Origin of the sequence: Variovorax sp. YR750, from assembly GCF_900109805.1 — a bacterium.
GTDB classification, from domain to species: Bacteria; Pseudomonadota; Gammaproteobacteria; order Burkholderiales; family Burkholderiaceae_C; genus Variovorax; species Variovorax gossypii.
On the sequence record NZ_FOBJ01000012.1, the window covers coordinates 230,660 to 251,241 of the forward strand.

Annotated in this window: 19 protein-coding genes; 16 read left to right on the plus strand and 3 right to left on the minus strand. The window is 66.6% G+C overall.

The window, feature by feature from the left end:
- Positions 1 to 6 precede the first annotated feature (6 nt).
- From nuoI to BMY35_RS24360, 9 genes are read left to right on the plus strand one after another with little or no spacing between them, the layout of a single operon-like run.
- Positions 7 to 528, plus strand: a complete 522-nt coding sequence (nuoI, locus tag BMY35_RS24320) for an NADH-quinone oxidoreductase subunit NuoI (protein WP_019653385.1) — start codon at positions 7 to 9, stop codon at positions 526 to 528.
- Positions 529 to 566: 38 nt separating this feature from the next.
- Positions 567 to 1,226: an NADH-quinone oxidoreductase subunit J gene (locus BMY35_RS24325; protein WP_093204817.1), complete on the plus strand. Its 660-nt coding sequence runs from the start codon at positions 567 to 569 to the stop codon at positions 1,224 to 1,226.
- Entirely contained in the window at positions 1,223 to 1,531 is a 309-nt protein-coding gene (nuoK, locus tag BMY35_RS24330) for an NADH-quinone oxidoreductase subunit NuoK (protein WP_093204819.1), read from the plus strand. The genes BMY35_RS24325 and nuoK overlap by 4 nt, the downstream gene beginning before the upstream one ends.
- A gap of 7 nt (positions 1,532 to 1,538) precedes the next feature.
- Positions 1,539 to 3,572, plus strand: coding sequence for an NADH-quinone oxidoreductase subunit L (nuoL, locus tag BMY35_RS24335; protein ID WP_093204822.1), 2,034 nt, complete (start codon positions 1,539 to 1,541; stop codon positions 3,570 to 3,572).
- Positions 3,573 to 3,596: 24 nt separating this feature from the next.
- The gene (locus BMY35_RS24340) at positions 3,597 to 5,075 is read left to right on the plus strand and encodes an NADH-quinone oxidoreductase subunit M (protein ID WP_093204825.1); all 1,479 of its coding nucleotides are present in this window, start codon (positions 3,597 to 3,599) and stop codon (positions 5,073 to 5,075) included.
- Between the two features lie 24 nt (positions 5,076 to 5,099).
- A complete protein-coding gene (gene nuoN, locus BMY35_RS24345) occupies positions 5,100 to 6,587 on the plus strand; it encodes an NADH-quinone oxidoreductase subunit NuoN (protein WP_093204828.1) in 1,488 nt (495 codons plus the stop codon).
- A 15-nt stretch (positions 6,588 to 6,602) separates the two neighbouring features.
- Positions 6,603 to 6,908: a DUF2818 family protein gene (locus tag BMY35_RS24350; RefSeq protein ID WP_093204830.1), complete on the plus strand. Its 306-nt coding sequence runs from the start codon at positions 6,603 to 6,605 to the stop codon at positions 6,906 to 6,908.
- Positions 6,909 to 6,918: 10 nt separating this feature from the next.
- Entirely contained in the window at positions 6,919 to 7,533 is a 615-nt protein-coding gene (locus BMY35_RS24355; protein ID WP_093204833.1) for an NUDIX domain-containing protein, read from the plus strand.
- A 7-nt stretch (positions 7,534 to 7,540) separates the two neighbouring features.
- Entirely contained in the window at positions 7,541 to 8,008 is a 468-nt protein-coding gene (locus tag BMY35_RS24360; RefSeq protein ID WP_093204835.1) for a DUF1178 family protein, read from the plus strand.
- Positions 8,009 to 8,029: 21 nt separating this feature from the next.
- On the opposite strand, the gene BMY35_RS24365 is transcribed toward BMY35_RS24360, so the two are convergent.
- Positions 8,030 to 9,814 (minus strand): ABC transporter transmembrane domain-containing protein, encoded by a 1,785-nt coding sequence (locus BMY35_RS24365; RefSeq protein ID WP_093204838.1) that lies wholly within the window; start codon positions 9,812 to 9,814, stop codon positions 8,030 to 8,032.
- A 76-nt stretch (positions 9,815 to 9,890) separates the two neighbouring features.
- Between BMY35_RS24365 and BMY35_RS24370 the strand changes: the two genes are divergently transcribed.
- The 4 genes from BMY35_RS24370 to BMY35_RS24385 are packed head-to-tail and all read left to right on the plus strand — an operon-like array spanning position 9,891 to position 14,898.
- Positions 9,891 to 10,430, plus strand: coding sequence for a MarR family winged helix-turn-helix transcriptional regulator (locus BMY35_RS24370; RefSeq protein WP_093204840.1), 540 nt, complete (start codon positions 9,891 to 9,893; stop codon positions 10,428 to 10,430).
- Complete coding sequence (locus BMY35_RS24375) at positions 10,423 to 11,898, plus strand: efflux transporter outer membrane subunit (RefSeq protein ID WP_093204843.1); 1,476 nt, start codon at positions 10,423 to 10,425, stop codon at positions 11,896 to 11,898. The genes BMY35_RS24370 and BMY35_RS24375 overlap by 8 nt, the downstream gene beginning before the upstream one ends.
- Before the next feature lie 58 nt (positions 11,899 to 11,956).
- On the plus strand, positions 11,957 to 13,282 hold the full coding sequence (locus BMY35_RS24380; protein WP_093204846.1) for an HlyD/EmrA/EmrK family protein: 1,326 nt from the start codon (positions 11,957 to 11,959) through the stop codon (positions 13,280 to 13,282).
- Between the two features lie 53 nt (positions 13,283 to 13,335).
- Positions 13,336 to 14,898: a DHA2 family efflux MFS transporter permease subunit gene (locus BMY35_RS24385; RefSeq protein WP_093204848.1), complete on the plus strand. Its 1,563-nt coding sequence runs from the start codon at positions 13,336 to 13,338 to the stop codon at positions 14,896 to 14,898.
- 113 nt (positions 14,899 to 15,011) lie between these two features.
- Here the strand turns inward: BMY35_RS24385 and BMY35_RS24390 are convergent, their stop codons facing one another.
- Together BMY35_RS24390 and BMY35_RS24395 are read right to left on the minus strand one after the other, a co-directional pair.
- On the minus strand, positions 15,012 to 16,211 hold the full coding sequence (locus BMY35_RS24390) for an AGE family epimerase/isomerase (RefSeq protein WP_093204851.1): 1,200 nt from the start codon (positions 16,209 to 16,211) through the stop codon (positions 15,012 to 15,014).
- Between the two features lie 10 nt (positions 16,212 to 16,221).
- A complete protein-coding gene (locus BMY35_RS24395) occupies positions 16,222 to 17,499 on the minus strand; it encodes a YbiU family protein (protein WP_256229440.1) in 1,278 nt (425 codons plus the stop codon).
- Between the two features lie 321 nt (positions 17,500 to 17,820).
- Between BMY35_RS24395 and BMY35_RS24400 the strand changes: the two genes are divergently transcribed.
- The 3 genes from BMY35_RS24400 to BMY35_RS24410 all read left to right on the plus strand — a co-directional run bounded on the left by BMY35_RS24400 (position 17,821) and on the right by BMY35_RS24410 (position 20,565).
- Positions 17,821 to 18,591, plus strand: a complete 771-nt coding sequence (locus tag BMY35_RS24400; protein ID WP_093204853.1) for an ABC transporter ATP-binding protein — start codon at positions 17,821 to 17,823, stop codon at positions 18,589 to 18,591.
- A 1-nt stretch (position 18,592) separates the two neighbouring features.
- Positions 18,593 to 19,300: an ABC transporter ATP-binding protein gene (locus BMY35_RS24405; protein ID WP_093204855.1), complete on the plus strand. Its 708-nt coding sequence runs from the start codon at positions 18,593 to 18,595 to the stop codon at positions 19,298 to 19,300.
- Between the two features lie 68 nt (positions 19,301 to 19,368).
- Complete coding sequence (locus BMY35_RS24410) at positions 19,369 to 20,565, plus strand: ABC transporter substrate-binding protein (protein WP_093204859.1); 1,197 nt, start codon at positions 19,369 to 19,371, stop codon at positions 20,563 to 20,565.
- Positions 20,566 to 20,582 lie beyond the last annotated feature (17 nt).

Genomic DNA, 20,582 nt, shown 5'->3' on the forward strand with positions numbered 1-20,582 from the left:
AACATCATGTCTGCTGCGCACACCGCAACACCATCCGCGCCTTTCTCGCTCAAGGACTTCCTGAGCAGCTTCATGCTGTTCGAGCTGTTCAAGGGCCTGGCCATCACCGGCAAGTACGCCTTCGCCCGCAAGATCACGGTGCAGTTCCCCGAAGAGAAGACGCCGCTGTCGCCGCGCTTCCGCGGCCTGCACGCGCTGCGCCGCTATGAGAACGGCGAAGAACGCTGCATCGCCTGCAAGCTCTGCGAGGCCGTCTGCCCAGCGCTGGCCATCACCATCGAATCGGACGTGCGCGACGACGGCTCGCGCCGCACGACGCGCTACGACATCGACCTGACCAAGTGCATCTTCTGCGGCTTCTGCGAAGAAAGCTGCCCGGTCGACTCGATCGTCGAGACGCATATCTTCGAGTACCACGGCGAAAAGCGCGGCGACCTGTACTTCACCAAGGACATGCTGCTGGCCGTGGGTGACCGCTACGAGAAGGAAATCGCAGCGAACAAGGCGGCCGACGCCAAGTACCGCTGACCTGGTTCAGCCCGAAACCCGTACCAATTCGAATTCCAATGGACGTCAAGACCGGTCTGTTCTATCTGTTTGCCGTGGTGCTGCTGTTCGCAGCATTCCGCGTCATCACCGCCCGCAACCCCGTGTACGCCGCGCTGTACCTGGTTCTGGCCTTCTTCCAGGCATCGGCCATCTGGCTGCTGCTGCGCGCCGAGTTCCTCGCGATCTCGCTCGTGCTCGTGTATGTGGGCGCCGTGATGGTGCTGTTCCTGTTCGTGGTGATGATGCTGGACATCAACGTCGACAGCTTGCGGGAGGGCTTCTGGAAGCACTTCCCGCTGGCGGCGGGCGTAGGTGCGCTGATCGCGCTCGAAATGGCGGCCGTGCTCATGGGCGGCTTCCGCCTGGGCGAGGCGCCGCGCGCCGTTGCCGGTGCGGCGGCCAACACTTCCAATACGCTCGAACTGGGCAAGCTGCTCTACTCCGAATATCTCTACCCGCTGGAAATCGCCGCGGTCATCCTGCTCGTGGCCATCGTGGCCGCCATTGCCCTGACGCTGCGCACTCGCAAGGACAGCAAGTACGTCAACCCGGCCGACCAGGTTCGCGTGAAGGCCCGCGACCGCGTGCGCATCGTGCAGATGCCGGCGACGCGTGCGGCCGAACCCGTTGCGGCTGAAGCAGCAGCTGCGGACGCTGCAAAGGAAAACAAGGCATGACGCTCACGCTCGGACACTTTCTTTCGCTCGGCGCGATGCTTTTCGCGCTGTCCGTGATCGGCATCTTCCTGAACCGCAAGAACCTGATCGTCCTGCTGATGGCCATCGAGCTGATGCTCCTGGCCGTCAACATGAACTTCGTGGCCTTCTCGCACTTCCTGGGCGACATGCACGGCCAGATCTTCGTGTTCTTCATCCTGACGGTGGCCGCGGCCGAGTCGGCCATCGGGCTGGCACTGCTGGTCCTGCTGTTCCGCAACAGGTCGAACATCAACGTCGACGAACTCAACTCGCTCAAGGGTTGACAGCAACATGAGCGCAACCCTTTCCGCATCCACACTGCTGGCCGTGCCGCTGGCACCCCTGGTCGGCGCAGCCCTTGCCGGCGTGTTCGGCACCAAGTTCGGCGGCAATCACATCGGCCGCAAGGTCACGCACTCGCTGACCATCCTCGGCGTGCTGGTCGCCTTCATCATCTCGGCGATGACGCTCAAGAGCGTGATCGCCGACGGCGCCCGCTTCAACGAGACCATCTACGAATGGATGGTGGTCGGCGGCCTGAAGATGGAAGTCGGCTTCATGGTCGACGGCCTCACCGCCATGATGATGTGCGTCGTGACCTTCGTGTCGCTGATGGTCCACATCTACACCATCGGCTACATGGAAGAGGACGACGGCTACAACCGTTTCTTCGCGTACATCTCGCTGTTCACCTTCTCGATGCTGATGCTCGTCATGAGCAACAACATGCTCCAGCTGTTCTTCGGCTGGGAAGCGGTGGGCCTGGTGTCGTACCTGCTGATCGGCTTCTGGTTCAACAAGCCCACCGCGATCTTCGCGAACATGAAGGCCTTCCTGGTCAACCGCGTGGGCGACTTCGGTTTCATCCTCGGCATCGGCCTGATCGCTGCCTACGCCGGCACGCTGAACTACACCGAAGCCTTCGCCAAGGCGGGCACGCTGGCCGGCATCACCTTCCCGGGCACCGAATGGATGCTCATCACGGTGATCTGCATCTGCCTGTTCATCGGAGCGATGGGTAAGAGCGCCCAGTTCCCGCTGCACGTGTGGCTGCCCGACTCGATGGAAGGCCCGACCCCCATCTCGGCGCTGATCCACGCGGCAACGATGGTGACGGCCGGCATCTTCATGGTGGCGCGCATGTCGCCGCTGTTCGAGCTGAGCGACACCGCCCTGAGCTTCATCCTCGTGATCGGCGCCATCACCGCGCTGTTCATGGGCTTCCTGGGCATCATCCAGAACGACATCAAGCGCGTGGTCGCGTATTCGACGCTCTCGCAGCTCGGCTACATGACGGTCGCGCTCGGTGCCTCGGCCTACTCGGTCGCGGTGTTCCACCTGATGACGCACGCGTTCTTCAAGGCGCTGCTGTTCCTCGGCGCGGGCTCGGTCATCATCGGCATGCACCACAACCAGGACATCCGCTGGATGGGCGGCGTGCGCAAGTACATGCCTATCACCTGGATCACCTCGCTGCTGGGTTCGCTCGCGCTGATCGGCACGCCGTTCTTCTCGGGCTTCTACTCGAAGGACAGCATCATCGAGGCAGTGCACGAAAGCCACCTGTGGGGCGCGAACTTCGCCTACTACGCGGTGCTGGCCGGCGTGTTCATCACGGCCTTCTATTCGTTCCGCATGTATTTCCTGGTCTTCCACGGCAAGGAGCGCTACGACCAGAACCCCGATGCGCACCATGACGACCATGGTCACGGTCATGACGATCATGGTCACGGCCATGAGCACAAGCCGCACGAATCGCCCTGGGTGGTCTGGCTGCCGCTGGTGCTGCTGGCAATCCCGTCGGTCGTGATCGGCTTCATGACGATCGACCCGATGCTCTTCGGCGAGTTCTTCAAGAACGCCATCTTCGTGGACGGTGCCAAGCACCACGCCATGAAAGAGCTGGAAGAGGCGTTCCACGGCCCGGTGGCCATGGCCATCCATGGCCTGCAGACGCCGCCGTTCTGGCTGGCGCTGGCCGGCGTGGTCCTGTCCTGGTACATGTACATGATCAACCCGGCGCTGCCGGCGGCGATCAAGCGTGCCTTCGGCCCGATCTACCGCCTGCTCGAGAACAAGTACTACATGGACTGGTTCAACGAGAACGTCATCGCCCGCGCCACGCGTGCCCTGGGCACCGGCCTGTGGAAGGGCGGCGACCAGGCCCTGATCGACGGCGCCGTGGTGAACGGTTCCTGGAAGGTGGTGGGTCGTATCTCCGGCGTGGTGCGCTGGATGCAGTCGGGCTACATCTACCACTACGCCTTCGCGATGCTGCTCGGCATCTTCATCCTGATGACGTACTTCGTCTGGTTCAAACGCTGAGCCTAGCGCTGGAGAAAAAGAAAAATGGGTTTGTTGAGCCTTGCCATCTGGGTGCCGATCGCATTCGGCGCCGTGCTGCTGGCGTTTGGCCGTGACGAGCACGCCAAGGGCGTGCGCTGGGTCGCGCTCGTCGGTGCCATCGTGAGCTTCCTGGTCACGGTGCCGCTGTTCACGCGCTTCCAGAACGGCACCGCCGCGATGCAGTTCGTCGAGAAGACGGGCTGGATCTCGCGCTTCAACGTCAACTACCACCTCGGGATCGACGGTCTGTCGCTCTGGCTGGTGCTGCTGACGTCGTTCATCACGGTCATCGTGGTGATCTCGGCCTGGGAAGTGATCACCGAGCGCGTGAACCAGTACATGGGCGCGTTCCTGATCCTGTCGGGCTTCATGATCGGCGTGTTCGCCGCGCTCGACGGCGTGCTGTTCTACGTGTTCTTCGAAGCCACGCTGATCCCGATGTACCTGATCATCGGCATCTGGGGCGGCCCGAACAAGATCTACGCGGCCTTCAAGTTCTTCCTCTACACCTTGCTCGGCTCGCTGCTGATGCTGGTGGCGCTGATCTACCTGTACAACAAGTCGGGCGGCAGCTTCGACATCCTGTCGTGGCACAAGCTGCCGCTGGGTTCGACCGCGCAGACCTTCCTGTTCTTCGCCTTCTTCGCGGCGTTCGCGGTGAAGGTGCCGATGTGGCCGGTGCACACCTGGCTGCCCGACGTGCACGTCGAGGCGCCCACGGGCGGTTCCGCAGTGCTGGCCGCGATCATGCTGAAGCTGGGCGCCTACGGCTTCCTGCGCTTCTCGATGCCGATCGCACCCGACGCCTCGCACGAATGGGCCTGGCTCATGATCGCGCTGTCGCTGATCGCCGTGATCTACGTCGGCCTGGTGGCGCTGGTGCAGCAGGACATGAAGAAGCTGGTGGCCTACTCGTCGGTCGCCCACATGGGCTTCGTGACGCTCGGCTTCTTCATCTTCAACGAGCTCGGCGTGTCCGGCGGCATCGTGCAGATGATTGCGCACGGCTTCGTGTCGGGCGCCATGTTCCTGGGCATCGGCGTGCTGTACGACCGCGTGCACTCGCGCCAGATCGCCGACTACGGCGGCGTGGTGAACACCATGCCCAAGTTCGCCGCGTTCGCGCTGCTGTTCGCCATGGCCAACTGCGGCCTGCCGGGCACCGCCGGTTTCGTGGGCGAGTGGATGGTGATCCTGGGTGCCGTGAAGGCCAATTTCTGGATCGGCCTCGGTGCAGCGACCGCGCTGATCTTCGGCGCCGCCTATACCCTGTGGATGTACAAGCGCGTGTATCTGGGCCCGGTCGGCAACGACCACGTGAAGGAACTCAGCGACATCAATTCGCGCGAATTCCTGATGCTGGCACTGCTGGCCATCGCCGTGCTGTGGATGGGCCTGTTCCCGAAGCCGTTCACCGACGCGATGGACGCTTCCGTGACCGAGCTCCTGCGCCACGTGGCAGTTTCGAAGCTGCCTTCCTGATGCCACGCTGAAGAAGAGAACGAGATGATTGACAAACTCAGCTGGGTCACGATCTACCCCGAAATCGTGTTGCTGGTCATGGCCTGCATCATTGCGCTGGTCGACCTGTCGGACACGAGCGCCCGCCGTACCCGCACCTATGTGCTCACGCTGCTCACGCTGGCCGTGGTCGCCGTGCTGTCGGGCCTGCAGGCCGCGGAAGCCAAGACCATCTACGGCTTCGGCGGCATGGTCGTCAGCGACCCGATGGGCAACTGGCTCAAGTGCTTCGCCACCGTCGCCCTGATGGTCACGCTGGTCTACGGTCGTCCCTACGCGGCCGACCGCGAGATGCTGCGCGGCGGCGAACTGTTCACCATCAGCATGTTCGCGCTGCTGGGCATGTTCGTGATGATCTCGGGCAGCAACTTCCTGCTGATCTACCTGGGCCTCGAACTGCTCACGCTGTCGAGCTACGCGCTGGTGGCGCTGCGCCGCGACAACGCGGTGGCCAGCGAAGCGGCCATGAAGTACTTCGTGCTCGGCGCCATGGCCAGCGGCTTCCTGCTGTACGGCCTGTCGATGATGTACGGCGCGACCGGCTCGCTCGACGTGAACGAAGTGTTCAAGACCATCGCGAGCGGCAAGGTGAATCACCAGGTGCTGGTGTTCGGCCTCGTGTTCATCGTCGCCGGCCTGGCCTTCAAGGTGGGTGCCGCTCCGTTCCACATGTGGGTGCCCGACGTCTACCAGGGCGCACCGACGGCGGTCACGCTGCTGATCGGCGCGGCGCCCGAACTGGCCGCCTTCGCGATCATCATCCGCCTGCTGGTCGACGCACTGCAGCCGCTGGCCATCGACTGGCAGCAGATGCTCGCCGTGCTGGCCATCGCCTCGCTGCTGGTCGGCAACCTGGCCGCCATCGCGCAGAGCAACCTGAAGCGCATGCTGGCCTACTCGACGATCTCGCAGATGGGCTTCATGCTCCTCGGCCTGGTCGCCGGCTCGGACCAGCAGGGCACCTACAACGCCCAGTACGCCTACAGCGCCGCGATGTTCTACATCGTGACCTACGTGCTGACCACGCTGGCGAGCTTCGGCATCATCCTGCTGCTGGCGCGCGAAGGCTTCGAGAGCGAGGAGATCACCGACCTGGCCGGCCTGAACCAGCGCAGCCCGCTGTACGCCGGCGTGATGTCGATCGCGATGTTCTCGCTGGCCGGTCTGCCGCCGCTCGTCGGCTTCTACGCGAAGCTGGCCGTGCTGCAGGCGCTGATCGCCTCGGGCCATGCCATCTACATCGGCCTGGCCGTGTTCGCGGTGATGATGTCGCTGATCGGCGCGTTCTACTACCTGCGCGTGGTCAAGGTCATGTACTTCGACGCACCCGTCACGGCCACCACCGTGTCGGCACCGCGCGACGTGCGTACGGTGCTCACGATCAACGGCGCGCTGATCCTGATCCTGGGCATCGTGCCCGGCGGCCTGATGACGCTCTGCTACGACGCGATCGTGGCAACCCTGGCCCACTGACGCGGCCGGCCTCGGGTGTCGCAAACCGCGTCGGTCTGGGTCGTATTGCTGGTGGCCCTGGTGGCCGCCAACCTGCCGTTCTTCAACGACCGCCTGTTCGGCGTCGTGCCGCTGGCGACTGCTCCCAAGTCGCTCGCGGTGCGCCTCGCCGAGCTGGTGGTCTTGTACTTTCTGGCCGGCGGCATCGGGTTGCTGTTCGAGCGCAGGGCAGGGCAGATCGCCGCTCAGGGCTGGGAGTTCTACGCGGTGACCGGCGCGCTGTTCATCGTGCTGGCCTTTCCGGGGTTCACCTGGCGCTACCTGATGAAGCACAGGCACTGAAGACGATCTCATGACCACCAAGCCCACCGACACCACCGATTCGCACCTGAAGGAAGAGCTCCTGAGCCGCGAGGAGCTGTTCGAGGGCAAGTTCCTGCGGGCCCGGCGCGACACCATCCGCCTGCCCGACGGCCACAGCGCTACGCGGGAGTACGTGGTGCATCCCGGCGCCGTGGTCGTGATTCCGCTGCTGGACGACGGCCGCATCGTGCTGGAGCGGCAGTTCCGCTACCCGGTCGACCACGTGATGATCGAGTTTCCCGCGGGCAAGCTCGATGCGGGTGAAGACCCGTTCGACTGCGGCCGGCGCGAGCTGATCGAGGAGACCGGCTACACGGCACGCGAATGGGCTTACGCAGGTGCCATGCACCTCGCGGTGGCCTACTCGACCGAGATCATCCATATCTACTTCGCGCGGGGCCTTTCGCTCGGCGAGCGGCAGCTTGACCACGGCGAGTTCCTCGACGTTTTCACGGCCACGCCCGACGAACTGGCCGGCTGGTGCCGCGAAGGCAAGGTCACCGACGCCAAGACCCTGACCTGCACGCTCTGGCTGCAGAACGTCCTTTCAGGCGCATGGGCTCTGGATTGGCAGCCCGCGCCTGCTCAAGGCAGCGCGGGATAATCCGCGCATGAAGGTTCTCGATCTCCGCTGCACCCACGGCCACGGCTTCGAAGGCTGGTTCGCCTCGAGCGAGGATTTCGAGACCCAGCTGGCTTCAGGCCTGGTCGAGTGCCCGGTCTGCGGCGACACCGGCATCGTCAAGCTGCTGAGCGCGCCGCGCCTCAACCTGGGCAACGCCAAGGCGCCGCAGGAGGCCGCCGCGCCTGCGCCCGCGGCAGCAGTTGCTTCTTCCAACGTTCCCGCCGACATCTCGCCCGAAGCCCGCTGGATGCGCGCCGTGCGCGAGGTGCTGGCGAAGACCGAGGACGTCGGCGACCGTTTCGCGGACGAGGCCCGGAAGATGCACTACGGCGAGACCAAGGAGCGCGGCATTCGAGGCCAGGCGACGCCCGAGCAGACGGAAGCGCTGCTCGACGAAGGCATTCCGGTGATGGCGCTGCCGATTCCGGCCGGGCTGAAGGAAACCCTGCAGTAATCCGGCCAGGGGCGGGGCCGTTCAGGCCGTGAATTGGAGCGCGGCCAGCCGCGCATACACGCCGCCCTGCGCGACCAGCGTCGCGTGCGTTCCCTGTTCGACGATCCCGCCGTGGTCCAGCACCACGATGCGGTCGGCCTTCTGTACCGTCGCCAGGCGGTGCGCGATCACCAGCGTGGTCCGGTTCTCCATCGCCGACTCGAGTGCGGCCTGCACCATGCGCTCGCTCTCCGCGTCGAGCGCGCTCGTGGCTTCGTCGAGCAGCAGCAGCGGCGGGTTCTTCAGGATCGCGCGCGCGATCGCGATGCGCTGGCGCTGGCCGCCCGACAGGCGCACGCCTCGCTCGCCGAGGAAGGTGTCGTAGCCCTCGGGCAGTGCCTGCAGGAAGTCGTGGGCGAAGGCGGCGCGAGCCGCGGCTTGCACTTCTTCCGTCGTGGCTTCGGGGCGGCCGTAGCGGATGTTGTCCAGCGCGCTGGCCGAGAAGATCACGGCATCCTGCGGAACCAAGCCGATGCGGGTGCGCAGCTCGGGCAGGGCGAGCGACGCCAGCGGCGCGCCGTCGAGCAGCAAGCGGCCCGATTGCGGGTCGTAGTAGCGCAGCAGCAGCTGGAACACGGTGCTCTTGCCCGCGCCGCTCGAACCGACCAGCGCCACGGTTTCGCCCGGCGCGATGTCGAGGCTGAAGTCGCGCAAGGCCGGAGTGCCGGGGCGGGAAGGGTAGTGGAAGGTCACCGCGTCGAACCTGATGCCACTGCCCGCGACCGGCACGGGGGCAATCGCCGGGTTCGCGGGTGAAACGATGGCAGCGGGCGCATGCAGCAGCTCCATCAGCCGCTCGGTCGCGCCGGCCGCGCGCAGCAGGTCGCCGTACACCTCGCCGAGCACGGCGGTCGCGCTGGCGAGGATGGCGACATAGACGACGGTCTGGCCCAGGTGGCCGGCGGTGATGTCGCCGCGCAGGACGGCCTGCGTGCCCTGGTAGAGGCCCCAGAGCAGCGCCGCCGAGGTCGCGATGATGATGAACGCCACCAGCACCGATCGCGCCCGTGTGCGGCGAACGGCGGTGCGGAAGGCGTTCTCTGTCGAGCCGCTGAAGCGCGCGGCCTCGCGGCCTTCGGCGGTGTAGCTCTGCACCACCGGAATGGCATTCAGCACCTCGGCGGCAATGGCGCTCGAGTCGGCCACGCGATCCTGGCTGGCGCGCGAGAGCTTGCGCACGCGGCGGCCGAACACCATGCTGGGCAGCACCACCAGCACGAGGATGCCCAGCACCTGCACCATCACGTAGGGGTTGGTCCAGATCAGCACGGCCAGGGCACCCACGCCCATCACCGCATTGCGCAGGCCCATGCTCAGCGAGGAGCCGACGACCGTCTGCACCAGCGTGGTGTCGGCCGTCAGGCGCGACAGCACCTCGCCGGTCTGCGTGGTCTCGAAGAAAACGGGGCTCTGCTTGAGCACGTGGCCGTAGACGGCGTTGCGGATGTCGGCCGTCACGCGCTCGCCCAGCCAGCTCACCGTATAGAAGCGCGCCGCCGAGAAGACGCCCAGCGCCACGGCCACGGCGAAGAGGGCGCCGAAGTGCTCGCGCAGCGCCATGGTCTGCGCGCCCTTGTCGGAGCTGATGAGGCCGTTGTCAATCAGGCTGCGCAGGGCGATAGGAAAAGCCAGCGTGGTGACCGCCGCCAGCACCAGAAACAGGCCCGCCAGCACGATCTGCACACGGTACGGGCGAAGAAAAGGGCTCAGGCCCGAGAGCGATCGGGGCGAGCCCTTGGCCATGGAAGACGGTGGGGTGGAAGCCATGCGCCGATTCTACCGATCCCTTGCCTCTACAAAGGTAGCCTTGACAATAATTGCCGAGGCAACTAATATTTGGCCTATGAGCGATGCAAACACCCCTCAAGACCCGTCGGTTCCCGCCGGCGAGGAGCGTCGTGCGTCCGTCGCTTTCTATAGCCCCGAGACCTACCGGGCGGAGGACAGCATCGGCTACCTGATGCGCCGCATCGTCACGGCGGTCGGCCAGTCGGTCGAAACCCGCATGTGCGAGCCGGGCAGTCCTACCTATCCGCAGTGGGTGCCTCTCTACAAGCTGCACGTCGGCGCCGCCACCACGGTGGCCGAGTTGGCCCGCGCCTGCGAGCTCGACACCGGCGCCATGACGCGCCTGCTCGACCGCCTCGAGGCCAAGGGCCTGTGCCGCCGCGTGCGCTCGCTCGAAGACCGTCGCGTGGTCAACATCGAGCTCACCGACGAAGGCCGCGCGGCCGCCAAGGAAGTGCCGCACGTGCTCAGCAGGGTGCAGAACGAGCACCTCGCAGGTTTCACCATGGAGGAGTGGGAGCAGCTCAAGGGTTATCTGCGCCGCATCCTCGACAACGCCCAGGCCCTCGCGGCCCGTGGAGATAAAAATGACTGATTCCCTCGCCGTGCGCGCCGTGCGTCGCACTCCCGTCGTGGCCGCCGCACTGCTGGTGGTCGCACTCGCCGGCTGCGCCGACATGGCCGGCATCGGCTCGCAGGCCAGGCTGCGCGACGCGTCGTCGCTGGGCATCGCGCCCGACAGCGCCGCGGTCCCGGTGTCCCGCCTGGATGGCCAGTGGTGGCTCGCCTTCGGCGATTCGCAGCTCAACTCGCTCATCGACCAGGCTGTGGCCGGCAACCCCAACCTGCAGGTCGCGCAGGCCCGCCTCGCGCGCGCGCAGGCTTCGGCCGACATCGCGGGCGCGGCGCTCAAGCCGCAGGTCAAGGGCGACCTCGACCTGAACCGCCAGAAGTTCAACAGCAACTACATCTACCCGGCGCCGCTGGGCGGCTCCACGCAGAACATCGGCCTGCTGCAGCTGAGCGCCAGCTGGGAGCTCGACTTCTTCGGCAAGAACCGCACCGCGCTCGACACCGCCATCGGCGCCGCCAATGCCGCCGCCGCCGACGCCGACGCGGCCCGCGTGCTGCTTGCGAGCAACGTGGCACGCAGCTACTTCCAGTGGGCGCGCCTGAACGACCAGCTCACCGTTGCCCAGCGCACGCTCGCCCAGCGCGACGAAACGCTGAAGCTGGTGCGCGACCGCGTCTCCGCCGGCCTCGACACCCGCCTCGAACTGCGCCAGAGCGAGGGCGGCCTGCCCGAGGCACGCCAGCAGATCGAATCGCTCAACGAGCAGATCGCGCTGCAGCAGCACGCGCTCGACGCGCTCGTCGCCCAGCCGAACGTGACCGCCTCGCTCAAGCCGCCGGTGCTGGCGGGCGTGAAGCCGATGGCGCTGCAGGCGAACATCCCGGCCGACCTGCTCGGCCGCCGCGCCGACATCGCCGCCGCGCGCTGGCGCGTCGAGGCCGCCACGAGCGACGTGGCCAACGCGAAGACACTCTTCTATCCCAACGTGAATCTCACGGCCTTCGCAGGCTTCCAGAGCCTGGGCTTCGGCAAGCTGCTGAAGTCGGGCAGCGAGCAGTGGGGCGTGGGCCCGGCCATCAGCCTGCCGATCTTCGAAGGCGGCAAGCTGCGCGCCAACCTGCGCGGCAAGTCGGCCGACCTCGATGTGGCCATCGAAAGCTACAACGCCACCGTGATCGACGCGGTGCGCGACGCGGCCGACCAGGTCACGAGCGCGCAGTCGATCACCCGCCAGCAGGCCGAGCAGCGCGCCGCGCAGACGGCCGCCGAAGGTGCCTACGACATCGCCGTGCAGCGCTACCGCGCGGGCCTCGGCAACTACCTCAACGTGCTGACCGCCGAAACCTCCGTGCTGGCGCAGCGCCGCCTGGCCGTCGATCTCGCCGCCCGCGCGCTCGACACCCAGGTGGGCCTGGCGCGCGCGCTGGGCGGCGGCTGGCAGCCCCCGGCCACCGCCACGGCATCGGCTCCCTCGGCCCCTCTGAACTGACCGGCACAGCCCAGGTACAGCCCGGCCCGACCCCTTCGTCTTCGGAAAGAACTTCATCATGAGCGACAACAACACTCCGACGCCCGCTGCAGCCGCAGCTTCCGCCGCCCCCGAGGCGCCCGCCGGCAACGGCAAGCGCCGCCGCGCACTCACCGCGCTCGCCGCGGTGGTGATCGTCGCCGGCGGCGGTTGGGGCCTCTACGAATGGCTGGTGGCCAGCCACTACGAGGACACCGACAACGCCTACGTGCAGGGCAACGTCATCCAGATCACGCCGCAGATCGGCGGCACGGTGATGGCCATCAACGCCGACGACACCGACTTCGTGAAGGCCGGCCAGCCGCTGGTGCAGCTCGACCCGGCCGACGCCAAGGTGGCGCTGGAGCAGGCCGAGGCCGCACTCGCGCAGACTGTGCGCCAGACGCGCACGCTGTACGCCAACAACGGCTCGCTGGCCGCGCAGGTCGCGCTGCGCCAGGCCGACATCGTCAAGGCGCAGAGCGACATCGCCAAGGCGCAGGACGACCTGCAACGCCGCCGCGCGCTGTCGGGCAACGGCGCCGTGTCGAAGGAAGAACTCAACCACGCCGAGACGCAGCTCGACACGGCCAAGAGCCAGCTCGCCGCCGCGCAGGCCGGCGTGACGGCAGCGCGCGAGGCGCTGGTCAGCAACCAGTCGCTGACCGAAGGCACCAGCGTGTCCCAGCACCCGAGCGTGCTGGCCGCCGCCGCCAAGGTGCGCGAGGCCTACCTCGCCACCCAGCGCGTGGCCATGCCCGCGCCGGTCGACGGCTACGTCGCCAAGCGCACGGTGCAGCTCGGCCAGCGCGTCTCGGCCGGCACGCCGATGATGTCGATCGTGCCGCTCAACCAGCTGTGGGTCGACGCCAACTTCAAGGAAGTGCAGCTGCGCAACATCCGCATCGACCAGCCCGTGAAGCTCACGGCTGACGTCTACGGCAAGAAGGTCGAATACTCCGGCAAGGTCGCCGGCCTGGGCGTGGGCACCGGCAGTGCGTTCGCGCTGCTGCCCGCGCAGAACGCCACCGGCAACTGGATCAAGGTGGTGCAGCGCGTGCCCGTGCGCATCGCGCTCGACCCCGAGCAGCTCAAGGCGAACCCGCTGCGCATCGGCCTGTCGATGGATGCCGAGGTCGACATCTCGCAGAAGACCGGCAAGATGCTCGCCGACGCGCCGCGCGCCACCGCGCTGACGCAGACGCAGGTCTACAGCCAGCTCGACCGCGGCGCCGATGCCGAGGTGGAGCGCATCATCGCCGCCAACCTCGGACGCAACACGCCGGCCACCGCCGCTGCCGCGACCAAGGGTCCCGCGTCGTCATCGGGCGGCGCTTCGGTGGCAGTGCAGGGACAGCCGGGCTGATCGCCCGCGCGTCCTTCCTCCGCTTCTTGTCCTACAGGTAAACAGCTCCGCCCATGGCCACCGCTGCTCCTGCATACGTTGCGCATCCGCCGCTCGAGGGCGCAGCCCGCGTCTGGGGCACGGTTGCACTCTCCGCGGCAACCTTCATGAACGTGCTCGACTCGTCGATCGCGAACGTGTCGCTGCCCGCCATCTCGGGTGACCTGGGCGTGAGCACCACGCAGGGCACCTGGGTCATCACGAGCTTCGCGGTGGCCAACGCCATCGCGGTGCCGCTCACGGGCTTCATGACGCAGCGCTTCGGACAGGTACGTCTGTTCATGGCCAGCGTGATCCTGTTCATGATCAGCTCGCTGCTGTGCGGCCTCGCGCCGAACATGACGACGCTCATCGCCTTCCGCGCGCTGCAGGGATTCGTCGCGGGGCCGATGATCCCGCTGTCGCAGGCGCTGCTGCTGTCGAGCTATCCGCGCGCCAAGGCGGGCCTCGCGATGGCCATGTGGTCCATGACCACGCTGGTCGCGCCGGTGATGGGGCCGCTGCTCGGCGGCTGGATCACCGACAACATCTCGTGGCCGTGGATCTTCTACATCAACATCCCGGTTGGCATCGTCGCGGCCGCCATCACCTGGGCGCTGTACCACAAGCGCGAGAGCGCCACGCACAAGGTGCCCATCGACGCCGTCGGCCTCGCGCTGCTGGTGCTGTGGGTGGGCTCGCTGCAGCTCATGCTCGACAAGGGCAAGGAGCTCGACTGGTTCCACTCCGCGCAGATCGTGACGCTGGCGGTGGTGTCGGTCGTCGGCTTCGCGTTCTTCCTCGTCTGGGAGCTGACCGACAAGCACCCGGTGGTCGACCTGTCGCTCTTCAAGCGCCGCAACTTCTGGTCGGGCGCGGTGGCGACGGCGGTGGCCTACGGCCTCTTCTTCGGCAACGTGGTGCTGCTGCCGCTGTGGCTTCAGCAGTGGATGGGCTACACCGCCACGCAGGCGGGGATGATCATGGCGCCCGTGGGGCTGCTGGCCATCTTCTTCTCGCCGGTGGTTGGGCTCACGGTGGCCAAGATCGACCCGCGCCGCTACGCGACCTTCTCGTTCCTGGTGTTCGCGCTTGTGCTGTGGATGCGTTCGAACTTCAACACGCAGGCCGACTTCGTGACGATCATCATCCCGACGATCATCCAGGGCATCGCGATGGCGTTCTTCTTCATCCCGCTGGTGACGATCACGCTGTCGGGCCTCACGCCCGACCGCATCCCGGCCGCCTCGGGGCTGTCGAACTTCCTGCGGATCACCGCGGGCGCGATGGGCACCTCGATCACGACCACGCTGTGGGACAACCGCGCGACGCTGCACCACGCCCAGCTGGCCGAAACGGTCAACCAGGGCAACAACGCGGCCACGAGCGCGATGGCCGGGCTCAACGCCAACGGCTTCGGCACCGACCAGGTGATGGGGCAGATCAATCGCATCGTCGACCAGCAGTCCTACATGCTGGCGACCAATGACATCTTCTATGCGTCGGCGATCCTGTTCCTGTTGTTGATCCCGCTGGTGTGGCTGGCGAGGCCTCAGAAGGGTGGAGCAGGTGGCGATGCCGCCGCCGGCGCGCACTAGGCTCTCCCCCAGGCTGCGCGCACTTCGTGTCGCTACGCCAACCCCTTCCGGGGGCAACACCTGCGGCCCGGCAGAGCCGGTTCCGCGGTGTTCCACGAAAGAGCAGGCTTTCTTCAGGCGCGCAGCGCCTTGAGCACGTCGTAGCAGGCGCCCATCGTGTGGTAGTCGGTCTTGCCGGCGGGGCTCTTCTCGTCGCTGATCTTCCGGTTCTCCGGCGTGAGGATGCGGTACCAGGCGCCGTGGCGGTGATCGACGAAGTGCGTCCAGCTGTAGGTCCAGATGCTGTCGTACCAGTCCCAGTAGCCGGTCTCGCCGGTGCGCACCGCGAGCAGGGCGGCCGCGGCGAAGCTCTCGGCCTGCACCCAGAAATACTTGTCGCCGTCATACGCCGCGCCGTCGGGGCCGAAGCCGTAGATCAGGCCGCCGTTGTCCACGTCCCAGCCGCGGAACATGGCGGTCTCGAAGAAGTGGCGCGCGCGCGGCAGCGCCCAGTCGGCCGTGCGGTCCTCGGCGGCGAGATGGCTCTCGAGCTGAAGCAGCAGCTTGGCCCATTCGGTGAGGTGTCCGGTCTGGAAACCCCAGGGCCTGAAGATGTCGGACTTGTCGTCGCGATTGAAGTCCCAGTCGACCGACCAGTCCTTCCGGTAGTGCTCCCAGACCAGCCCGTTGGCCAGCGCGGCCAGCCGGCCGGTCACGGATTCGGCCACCGCCAGCGCGCGGTCGAGGTAGCGCTTCTCCTGCGTGGCCTCGAAGGCGGCCATCAGCGCTTCGCAGGCGTGCATGTTGGCGTTCTGCCCGCGATAGGCGCCCACGTGCCAGTCGACGGTGGCTTCGTCGGCATAGAGCTGGTGCCCCGGCTCCCAGAAATGCCTTTCCATCAGTTGCCAGGTGTGGTCGAGCCCCGGGTACGCCTCCTCGATGCCGGCCATGAGCGCATGCGCCTGCGCGAGCAGGACGAAGTCCAGCCCGTAGCAGCGGTTGGTGTCGTCCTGCACAGTGGCGCGCCGCTGGTGCCAGTCGATCTGCCATGCATAGCCGCCACTCTGCTGTCTATGGGCGCGTTCGATGAACGCGAGGCCGTGCCGCGCGGCCGTGAGATGCGCGGGAGTGCCGAAGCGCCGGTAGGCCATCGCGTGGTTGAAGACGAAGCGCGTGCTGCTCACGAGGTGGCGCGTGCGCCGGTCGTACACCGTGCCGTCGTCCTTGAAGAAATGGAAGAAGCCGCCGGTGGCGTCGAGGCTGCGCGGCTCGTAGAAGGCCAGCGTGTGCAGGATGTGGTCGGTCAGGAAGTCGGGAGAGCGGAAGTTCGGCATGTGAGGGGTGTCATTGGTCCCAGGGACGCAGCCCCATCTGGCATTTGCCGAGGGCCGTGAGGTCGTCGATGGTGGCTCGGCCCTTGAAGTCCGTTTCGTGGTCTTCGGGCGCGAAGTCGGGGCTGCTGCGACCGGCCAGGAAGGCGGGCGCCTGCCGTGCCATGAAGTCGCGATTCTTGTCGCACCAGGGCGCGGCGGCAATGTAGATGACGCTGCTGTGCTCGCTGCCCTTGTGCCGGTCTTCCACCGCATGGATCACGTCGGGGTGCCACCACACGGTGTCGCCCGGCTCCATCAGCGGAATGGAGACCAGTCCCTCGCGCAGCGCCGCATGCCATTCGGGCGTGGCGCCGAGAGCGCGGCCGGGTTGCGCGCCGCAGAGGTCGCCTTCGGGCACGTCGGGCATCAGCGCGCGCAGCAGCATCCAGGGCGCGGTGCGCGCCACCGGCACGAGGCGCAGCGTGCCGTCGCCCGGCCCCTGGCGCGACAGCGCGGTCCAGCCCTGGAAGGTGCGGAAGGCTGAGCACACGGCAGGCGAGGGGATCTCGCGGGTTCCGGTGCGGCCTTCGGCATCGAAGGGGTCGAAGCGCGCGAGATCGCCTTCGAAGACTTCGCGGTAGACGGGGCGGAAGCTCGGCTCGCACCAGCGCTCGACCGAGCCGCCGTCGGAGTGCGGCGACAGGCCCAGCGTCACGTCGCCGGGCTCGCGGCGACGGATGCGGTCGGCGTAGTTCGCCTGTCGGTCGGGGTCGAAGAAGCGCACGCCGTTTTTCTCGTACGTCCAGAGCCGGTTGAGGAACGAACGCGTGCTGTCCATGGCTTCGGCCTGGCGCGCCAGCATCTGCGGACGCGACCAGTACAGCCCGAAGATCTGCGGACGGCCCGAAGCCAGCGCGCTGAAGTACTTGTCGAGCCCGGCCTTCGAGCGCGCGCGCTCGAGGTATCCGTTGTCGTCGATGTAGCGGCGGATTTCCTCGTTCCACTCGAGCACCTGGGCCGGGTCGAACACGCGCCGCACCACGACGCAGCCGCGCCGGCGGATGCGCTCGATCTGCCGCCGCGACACGCGGCCGTGCACGATGTCGTCGTGGGCGATCTCGGGCACCGCGCCGCCTGCGGCCTCTTCCGCGTGCACCAGTGCAACTTCGTCGCGCAGCCACTCGTTCTCGCGCAGGAAGCGCCACTGCAAATCCGGAACACTGGTGCGCAGCGAGCGCTGGGCCTGCGCGACGGCGCGGGGTATGTCCTTCATCCAGTCTTGCGGCAGGTCGTTCTTCGGGTCGTGCATGGGACTTGGCGTATGAGTCCGGGGCAGTTTAGGTTGGCCTCCGCGACGCGGCGCGCTGTGCTTTCCCCAACGAAAGTCGGCGCTGCGAGCGCAACAAGCGGCGGGCCTTCGCCGCACCTCGAATGCCTCCTTTGTCGTCGAGACGACAGTCGTGCCGCACAAGCCTGGCAAGACCGTGAAATGGTTGCACTGCAGCATAGGCATTTGCCCCAGTATGCAAGCGGGAGACGCGCACGAACAATCGGTCCGCGCTCGATGGTGGCGCATTGAGATGGAGCGCATGACCGACTTTCTTTCCACGAACCCGGGCGACTTCGCGAGATGAGCGACGTCATTCTCGAAACACGCCAGCTCACCAAGGAATTCAAGGGGTTCACTGCGGTCAGCAAGGTCGACCTGTCCGTGGCGCGCGGTTCCATCCACGCGCTCATCGGGCCGAACGGTGCCGGCAAGACGACCTGCTTCAACCTGCTCACCAAGTTCCTCGAGCCCACCACCGGCACGATCCTGTTCAACGGACACGACATCACGGGCGAGCGCCCCGCGCAGATCGCGCGGCGCGGCATCATCCGGTCGTTCCAGATCTCGGCCGTGTTCCCGCACCTCACGCTGCTCGAGAACGTGCGGCTGGGCCTGCAGCGCCGCCTCGGCACCTCGTATCACTTCTGGAAGAGCGAGAAGTCGCTCAAGCCGCTGGATGCCAGAGCCCGCGAACTGCTGGCTGAAGTCGGCCTCGAAGAGCTCGCCGACGAACAGACGGTGAACCTTCCCTACGGCCGTAAGCGCGCGCTGGAGATCGCCACCACGCTGGCCATGGAGCCCGAGCTGATGCTGCTCGACGAGCCCACGCAGGGCATGGGCCATGAAGACGTGCACCGCGTGGCCGAGCTCATCAAGCGCGTGTCGGCCGGACGCACCATCCTGATGGTGGAGCACAACATGAGCGTGGTGTCGACCATCGCCGACACCATCACCGTGCTGCAGCGCGGTGCGGTACTGGCCGAAGGGCCGTACGCGGAAGTCTCGAAGAACCCGCAGGTGATGGAAGCCTACATGGGCACCACCGAAGGCCAACTGCAAGGGGCCCACTGACATGACCGCCGCACTCGAAATCAAGGGCCTGCAAGCCTGGTACGGCGAATCGCACGTGCTGCACGGCGTCGACATGGTCGTGCAGCCGGGCGAGGTCGTCACGCTGCTGGGCCGCAACGGCGCGGGCCGCACCACCACGCTGCGCGCCATCATGGGGCTCACCGGTGCACGCAAGGGCAGCATCGAGGTCAACGGCCGCGAGACCATCGGCATGCCGACGCACCGCATCGCGCACCTCGGCATCGGCTACTGCCCCGAGGAACGCGGCATCTTCGCGAGCCTCTCGTGCGAGGAAAACCTGATGCTGCCGCCCGAGCTGAAGGGCGTGGGACAGGGCATGTCGGTCGAAGAGATCTATGCCATGTTCCCCAACCTCGCCGAGCGCCGCCACAGCCAGGGCACGCGCCTGTCGGGCGGCGAGCAGCAGATGCTGGCCGTCGCGCGCATCCTGCGCACCGGCGCGCGGCTCTTGCTGCTCGACGAGATTTCCGAAGGCCTCGCACCGGTCATCGTGCAGGCGCTGGCCCGCATGATCACCACGCTGCGGGCCAAGGGCTACACCATCGTGATGGTGGAGCAGAACTTCCGCTTCGCCGCGCCGCTGGCCGACCGCTTCTACGTCATGGAGCACGGCCGCATCGTCGAGAAGTTCGGCGCCTCCGAACTCGAAGCCAAGATGCCCGTGCTCACCGAGCTGCTGGGCGTCTGACACGGGCACGCGTCCACAAGACAGACCTTTTTCAATCCCACAAAGATTCCTCCAGGAGACAACACGCCATGATCAAAAAACTCGGTCTCATCGCTACCGCCATCGGCATCCTCGCGCTGAGTGCTGGCGCCGCGCAGGCACAGGAAAAGGTGAAGATCGGCTTCGTCACCGACCTGTCGAGCCTGTACGCCGACCTCGAAGGCAAGGGCGGCGCCACCGCCATCCAGATGGCCATCGACGACTTCGGCGGCAAGGCGCTGGGCCAGCCCATCGAGCTGCTGACCGCAGACCACCAGAACAAGGCCGACATCGCCGCCTCCAAGGCCCGCGAATGGATCGACACCGCAGGCGTGACCATGGTCTTCGGCGGCACCAACTCGGGCGTGGCGCTGGCCACCGCGAAGGTGGCCGAAGAGAAGAAGCGCGTGTACTTCAACAACGGCGCCGGCAGCTCGGTGCTCACCAACGAGCAGTGCAGCCCCTACACCATCCACTACGCCTACGACACCGTGGCACTGGCCAAGGGCACCGGCGCGGCGGTCGTGGACCGCGGCGGCAAGAGCTGGTTCTTCCTGACGGCCGACTACGCCTTCGGCCACGCGCTGGAAGCCGACACCACCAAGGTCGTGAAGGAGAAGGGCGGCACGGTGGTGGGCGCTGTGCGCCATCCGCTGAACGCATCCGACTTCTCGTCGTTCCTGCTGCAGGCGCAGAACTCCAAGGCGCAGATCCTGGGTCTGGCCAACGCGGGCGGCGACACCATCAACTCGATCAAGGCCGCCAAGGAATTCGGCATCAACAAGACGATGAAGACGGCGGGCCTGCTGGTCTTCCTGAGCGACATCCACAGCCTGGGCCTGAAGAACACCGAAGGCCTGCTGCACACCACCAGCTGGTACTGGGACCTGAACGACGAGACGCGCAAGTTCGCCAACCGCTTCTTCGAGAAGACCAAGCGCATGCCCACCGACGTGCAGGCCGCCGACTACTCGGCCACCATGACCTACCTGAAGGCCGTGGCCGCCGCCAAGACCACCGACTCCGACAAGGTGATGGCGCAGCTCAAGAGCATGAAGATCGACGACTTCTACGGCAAGGGCCAGATCCGCGCAGACGGCAGCTTCATCCACGACATGTACCTGGTCGAGGTGAAGTCGCCCGCAGAGTCGAAGAAGCCCTGGGACTACCTGAAGGTGCTCAAGACGCTGCCGGGCGACCAGGTCTTCACGACCAAGGCCGAGAGCAAGTGCGCGTTCTGGAAGTGATGCCCGTTCCCACGATT

What these genes read in the sequence shown, in the direction of transcription:
- nuoI (WP_019653385.1), top strand. Translation starts at nt 7, where the DNA reads ATGTCTGCTGCGCACACCGCAACACCATCCGCGCCTTTCTCGCTCAAG.
- BMY35_RS24325 (WP_093204817.1), top strand. Translation starts at nt 567, where the DNA reads ATGGACGTCAAGACCGGTCTGTTCTATCTGTTTGCCGTGGTGCTGCTG.
- nuoK (WP_093204819.1), top strand. Translation starts at nt 1,223, where the DNA reads ATGACGCTCACGCTCGGACACTTTCTTTCGCTCGGCGCGATGCTTTTC.
- nuoL (WP_093204822.1), top strand. Translation starts at nt 1,539, where the DNA reads ATGAGCGCAACCCTTTCCGCATCCACACTGCTGGCCGTGCCGCTGGCA.
- BMY35_RS24340 (WP_093204825.1), top strand. Translation starts at nt 3,597, where the DNA reads ATGGGTTTGTTGAGCCTTGCCATCTGGGTGCCGATCGCATTCGGCGCC.
- nuoN (WP_093204828.1), top strand. Translation starts at nt 5,100, where the DNA reads ATGATTGACAAACTCAGCTGGGTCACGATCTACCCCGAAATCGTGTTG.
- BMY35_RS24355 (WP_093204833.1), top strand. Translation starts at nt 6,919, where the DNA reads ATGACCACCAAGCCCACCGACACCACCGATTCGCACCTGAAGGAAGAG.
- BMY35_RS24360 (WP_093204835.1), top strand. Translation starts at nt 7,541, where the DNA reads ATGAAGGTTCTCGATCTCCGCTGCACCCACGGCCACGGCTTCGAAGGC.
- BMY35_RS24365 (WP_093204838.1), bottom strand. Translation starts at nt 9,814, where the DNA reads ATGGCTTCCACCCCACCGTCTTCCATGGCCAAGGGCTCGCCCCGATCG.
- BMY35_RS24370 (WP_093204840.1), top strand. Translation starts at nt 9,891, where the DNA reads ATGAGCGATGCAAACACCCCTCAAGACCCGTCGGTTCCCGCCGGCGAG.
- BMY35_RS24375 (WP_093204843.1), top strand. Translation starts at nt 10,423, where the DNA reads ATGACTGATTCCCTCGCCGTGCGCGCCGTGCGTCGCACTCCCGTCGTG.
- BMY35_RS24380 (WP_093204846.1), top strand. Translation starts at nt 11,957, where the DNA reads ATGAGCGACAACAACACTCCGACGCCCGCTGCAGCCGCAGCTTCCGCC.
- BMY35_RS24385 (WP_093204848.1), top strand. Translation starts at nt 13,336, where the DNA reads ATGGCCACCGCTGCTCCTGCATACGTTGCGCATCCGCCGCTCGAGGGC.
- BMY35_RS24390 (WP_093204851.1), bottom strand. Translation starts at nt 16,211, where the DNA reads ATGCCGAACTTCCGCTCTCCCGACTTCCTGACCGACCACATCCTGCAC.
- BMY35_RS24395 (WP_256229440.1), bottom strand. Translation starts at nt 17,499, where the DNA reads ATGCACGACCCGAAGAACGACCTGCCGCAAGACTGGATGAAGGACATA.
- BMY35_RS24400 (WP_093204853.1), top strand. Translation starts at nt 17,821, where the DNA reads ATGAGCGACGTCATTCTCGAAACACGCCAGCTCACCAAGGAATTCAAG.
- BMY35_RS24405 (WP_093204855.1), top strand. Translation starts at nt 18,593, where the DNA reads ATGACCGCCGCACTCGAAATCAAGGGCCTGCAAGCCTGGTACGGCGAA.
- BMY35_RS24410 (WP_093204859.1), top strand. Translation starts at nt 19,369, where the DNA reads ATGATCAAAAAACTCGGTCTCATCGCTACCGCCATCGGCATCCTCGCG.